General features: G+C 55.2%; 3 rRNA genes. All 3 read left to right on the forward strand.

The features are described from left to right. Positions 1 to 190: 190 nt before the first annotated feature. Positions 191 to 1,713, forward strand: a 16S ribosomal RNA gene (locus IM770_RS17720). A gap of 418 nt (positions 1,714 to 2,131) precedes the next feature. Then, positions 2,132 to 5,236, forward strand: a 23S ribosomal RNA gene (locus IM770_RS17725). Positions 5,237 to 5,344: 108 nt separating this feature from the next. Continuing rightward, positions 5,345 to 5,461 (forward strand): 5S ribosomal RNA (gene rrf / locus IM770_RS17730). The 16S, 23S and 5S rRNA genes sit together here, the layout of an rRNA operon. The last annotated feature ends 51 nt before the right edge of the window (positions 5,462 to 5,512 follow it).

The following is a 5,512-nucleotide window of genomic DNA, read 5'->3' on the forward strand; positions in this document are numbered from 1 at the left end:
GGTGCGTCCGATCTTTGAGAACTCAACAGCGTGCACTTGTCAAATGCCAATTTTTTTCTCTGTCGACCACGTTTGTGGTTGGTGGGGGTCTTTTTTGGATCAATTCATGGATGTCAGTTTGATATTCGTTTTTGGTCATGATTGAACTCGCTGCTTTCGGTCTTATTCCGATTGTTTGCAGCATCATTTTTTTATGGAGAGTTTGATCCTGGCTCAGGATGAACGCTGGCGGCGTGCTTAACACATGCAAGTCGAACGGTGAAGCCCCGCTTGCGGGGTGGATCAGTGGCGAACGGGTGAGTAACACGTGAGCAACCTGCCCTGGACTCTGGGATAAGCGCTGGAAACGGCGTCTAATACTGGATATGAGACACAACCGCATGGTTAGTGTTTGGAAAGATTTTTTGGTCTGGGATGGGCTCGCGGCCTATCAGCTTGTTGGTGAGGTAATGGCTCACCAAGGCGTCGACGGGTAGCCGGCCTGAGAGGGTGACCGGCCACACTGGGACTGAGACACGGCCCAGACTCCTACGGGAGGCAGCAGTGGGGAATATTGCACAATGGGCGGAAGCCTGATGCAGCAACGCCGCGTGAGGGATGACGGCCTTCGGGTTGTAAACCTCTTTTAGCAAGGAAGAAGCGAAAGTGACGGTACTTGCAGAAAAAGCGCCGGCTAACTACGTGCCAGCAGCCGCGGTAATACGTAGGGCGCAAGCGTTATCCGGAATTATTGGGCGTAAAGAGCTCGTAGGCGGTTTGTCGCGTCTGCTGTGAAATCCCGAGGCTCAACCTCGGGCCTGCAGTGGGTACGGGCAGACTAGAGTGCGGTAGGGGAGATTGGAATTCCTGGTGTAGCGGTGGAATGCGCAGATATCAGGAGGAACACCGATGGCGAAGGCAGATCTCTGGGCCGTAACTGACGCTGAGGAGCGAAAGGGTGGGGAGCAAACAGGCTTAGATACCCTGGTAGTCCACCCCGTAAACGTTGGGAACTAGTTGTGGGGTCCTTTCCACGGATTCCGTGACGCAGCTAACGCATTAAGTTCCCCGCCTGGGGAGTACGGCCGCAAGGCTAAAACTCAAAGGAATTGACGGGGACCCGCACAAGCGGCGGAGCATGCGGATTAATTCGATGCAACGCGAAGAACCTTACCAAGGCTTGACATACACGAGAACACCCTAGAAATAGGGGACTCTTTGGACACTCGTGAACAGGTGGTGCATGGTTGTCGTCAGCTCGTGTCGTGAGATGTTGGGTTAAGTCCCGCAACGAGCGCAACCCTCGTTCTATGTTGCCAGCACGTAATGGTGGGAACTCATGGGATACTGCCGGGGTCAACTCGGAGGAAGGTGGGGATGACGTCAAATCATCATGCCCCTTATGTCTTGGGCTTCACGCATGCTACAATGGCCGGTACAAAGGGCTGCAATACCGTGAGGTGGAGCGAATCCCAAAAAGCCGGTCCCAGTTCGGATTGAGGTCTGCAACTCGACCTCATGAAGTCGGAGTCGCTAGTAATCGCAGATCAGCAACGCTGCGGTGAATACGTTCCCGGGTCTTGTACACACCGCCCGTCAAGTCATGAAAGTCGGTAACACCTGAAGCCGGTGGCCTAACCCTTGTGGGGGGAGCCGTCGAAGGTGGGATCGGTAATTAGGACTAAGTCGTAACAAGGTAGCCGTACCGGAAGGTGCGGCTGGATCACCTCCTTTCTAAGGAGCACCTGAGTTCTTCGGGACTCTAGGACCCAGATCAGGACGGATGTTCCTGGTTGGGGCTCGTGGGTGGAACATTTGACATGGCATCAGCGCAGCTGATTCCTACTAGTACGCCAGATTCCTTCGGGGGTGTGGTTGGAGGGTGGGGGTGGGTGAGCGGGGTGCCGGCACGCTGTTGGGTCCTGAGGGACCGGACGCCAGCCTTTTTGGGGTGGTGTGCGACTCTCTGGGCTCCTGTCGCTGCGCCGGTTGGTGTGGTGGTGGGGGTGCCGCCCGTACTTTGAGAACTACACAGTGGACGCGAGCATCTTTGAGATGACCCTTCGGGGTTGTCTTGTTGATGATCTTAAAGATCATTAGTCAATTTCTGGTCGCATTCTTCGGAGTGTGGCCCGAGTTTTGATTCTCATGTTTTCAAGTCTTTAAGAGCAAACGGTGGATGCCTTGGCATCTGGAGCCGAAGAAGGACGTAGCAATCTGCGATAAGCCTCGGGGAACTGATAAGCAAGTTTTGATCCGAGGGTGTCCGAATGGGGAAACCCCGCTGGGCGGCGTGCCGACCCAGTGACTCCCGCCTGAATATATAGGGCGGGTAGAGGGAACGTGGGGAAGTGAAACATCTCAGTACCCACAGGAAGAGAAAACAACCGTGATTCCGTGAGTAGTGGCGAGCGAAATCGGATCAGGCTAAACCTCATGTGTGTGAGAGCCGGCAGGCGTTGCATGTGGGGGGTTGCGGGACTTTCCTGACCATTCTGCCGAGTGGTCGACGTGACAGAAGCGTATAGACGAACCGTCTTGAAAGGCGGGCCAGAGTGGGTGCCAGCCCCGTAGTCGAAATGCGTGTTCTGACGTGGAGAGTATCCCAAGTAGCACGGGGCCCGAGAAATCCCGTGTGAATCTGTCAGGACCACCTGATAAGCCTAAATACTCCCAGATGACCGATAGCGGACAAGTACCGTGAGGGAAAGGTGAAAAGTACCCCGGGAGGGGAGTGAAATAGTACCTGAAACCGTTTGCTTACAAACCGTTGGAGCACCCCTGGTAGGTGTGACAGCGTGCCTTTTGAAGAATGAGCCTGCGAGTTAGCGATATGTGGCGAGGTTAACCCGGGTGGGGTAGCCGTAGCGAAAGCGAGTCTGAATAGGGCGATTCAGTCGCATGTCCTAGACCCGAAGCGAAGTGATCTATCCATGGCCAGGCTGAAGCGACGGTAAGACGTCGTGGAGGGCCGAACCCACTTAGGTTGAAAACTGAGGGGATGAGCTGTGGATAGGGGTGAAAGGCCAATCAAACTTCGTGATAGCTGGTTCTCTCCGAAATGCATTTAGGTGCAGCGTTGCGTGTTTCTTGCCGGAGGTAGAGCTACTGGATGGCCGATGGGCCCCACCAGGTTACTGACGTCAGCCAAACTCCGAATGCCGGTAAGTGAGAGCGCAGCAGTGAGACTGTGGGGGATAAGCTTCATAGTCGAGAGGGAAACAACCCAGACCACCATCTAAGGTCCCTAAGCGCGTGCTAAGTGGGAAAGGATGTGGAGTTGCTTAGACAACCAGGAGGTTGGCTTAGAAGCAGCCACCCTTGAAAGAGTGCGTAATAGCTCACTGGTCAAGTGATTCCGCGCCGACAATGTAACGGGGCTCAAGCACGCCACCGAAGTTGTGGCATTGACATTATTGGTAGGCCTTCGTGGTCCAGCCGTGTTGATGGGTAGGAGAGCGTCGTGTGGCGAGTGAAGCGGCGGGGTGACCCAGCCGTGGACGCTACACGAGTGAGAATGCAGGCATGAGTAGCGAAAGACGTGTGAGAAACACGTCCTCCGAAAGACCAAGGGTTCCAGGGTCAAGCTAATCTTCCCTGGGTAAGTCGGGACCTAAGGCGAGGCCGACAGGCGTAGTCGATGGACAACGGGTTGATATTCCCGTACCGGCGAAGAACCGCCCCAACCAATCCAGTAGTGCTAAGTGTCTGAATCCCACTGACGGATCCCTTCGGGGTGATGCTGTGGGCCTAGCGCACGACCCCATGCTGAGGCGGTTAGCGTATTAACAGGTGTGACGCAGGAAGGTAGCCCAACCCGGGCGATGGTTGTCCCGGGGCAAGTGCGTAGGCCGAGGGATAGGCAAATCCGTTCCTCATACAGGCTGAGACACGATGCGGATGAAAAGTGGGTGATCCTATGCTGCCAAGAAAAGCATCGACGCGAGGTTCTAGCCGCCCGTACCCCAAACCGACTCAGGTGGTCAGGTAGAGAATACCGAGGAGATCGAGAGAATCGTGGTTAAGGAACTCGGCAAAATGCCCCCGTAACTTCGGGAGAAGGGGGGCCATCCACTTATACCCACTTGCTGGGAAAAGGGTGTGGTGGCCGCAGAGACTAGTGGGTAGCGACTGTTTACTAAAAACACAGGTCCGTGCCAAGTCGCAAGACGATGTATACGGACTGACGCCTGCCCGGTGCTGGAAGGTTAAGAGGACGGGTCAGCCGCAAGGCGAAGCTCAGAATTTAAGCCCCAGTAAACGGCGGTGGTAACTATAACCATCCTAAGGTAGCGAAATTCCTTGTCGGGTAAGTTCCGACCTGCACGAATGGCGTAACGACTTCCCAACTGTCTCAACCGCGAACTCGGCGAAATTGCATTACGAGTAAAGATGCTCGTTACGCGCAGCAGGACGGAAAGACCCCGTGACCTTTACTACAGCTTGGTATTGGTGTTCGGTGTGGCTTGTGTAGGATAGGTGGGAGACTGTGAAGCGGATACGCCAGTATTCGTGGAGTCGTTGTTGAAATACCACTCTGGTCACTCTGGATGTCTAACTTCGAACCGTGATCCGGTTCAGGGACAGTGCCTGGTGGGTAGTTTAACTGGGGCGGTTGCCTCCCAAAAAGTAACGGAGGCGCCCAAAGGTTCCCTCAACCTGGTTGGCAATCAGGTGGCGAGTGTAAGTGCACAAGGGAGCTTGACTGTGAGACTGACAGGTCGAGCAGGGACGAAAGTCGGGACTAGTGATCCGGCAGTGGCTTGTGGAAGCGCTGTCGCTCAACGGATAAAAGGTACCTCGGGGATAACAGGCTGATCTTGCCCAAGAGTCCATATCGACGGCATGGTTTGGCACCTCGATGTCGGCTCGTCGCATCCTGGGGCTGGAGTAGGTCCCAAGGGTTGGGCTGTTCGCCCATTAAAGCGGTACGCGAGCTGGGTTTAGAACGTCGTGAGACAGTTCGGTCCCTATCCGCTGCGCGCGTAGGAAGTTTGAGAGGATCTGACCCTAGTACGAGAGGACCGGGTTGGACGAACCTCTGGTGTGCCAGTTGTACTGCCAAGTGCACCGCTGGTTAGCTACGTTCGGGATGGATAACCGCTGAAAGCATCTAAGCGGGAAGCCGGCCTCAAGATGAGACTTCCATACCTTCGGGTGAGAGGCTCCCAGCCAGACTACTGGGTTGATAGGCCAGATGTGGAAGCACGGCAACGTGTGCAGCTGACTGGTACTAATAAGCCGATGACTTGATAACACACCAATTCTGGTGCTCGCGTCCACTGAGTGGTTCCCGATGTACGGTCGGGAACAACAACTATAAAGAGAACTTTCACGTTGTGAACACCTGAAACATCGAAAGAGTTTCGGCGGCCATAGCGAGAGGGAAACGCCCGGTCCCATTCCGAACCCGGAAGCTAAGCCTCTCAGCGCCGATGGTACTGCAGGGGGGACCCTGTGGGAGAGTAGGACACCGCCGGACACCCATTCACGGAATGGCCACCCACACCCTGGGTGGCCATTCCGCGTTAAC

This window comes from Microbacterium hibisci (assembly GCF_015278255.1).
Taxonomy (GTDB): Bacteria; Actinomycetota; Actinomycetes; order Actinomycetales; family Microbacteriaceae; genus Microbacterium; species Microbacterium hibisci.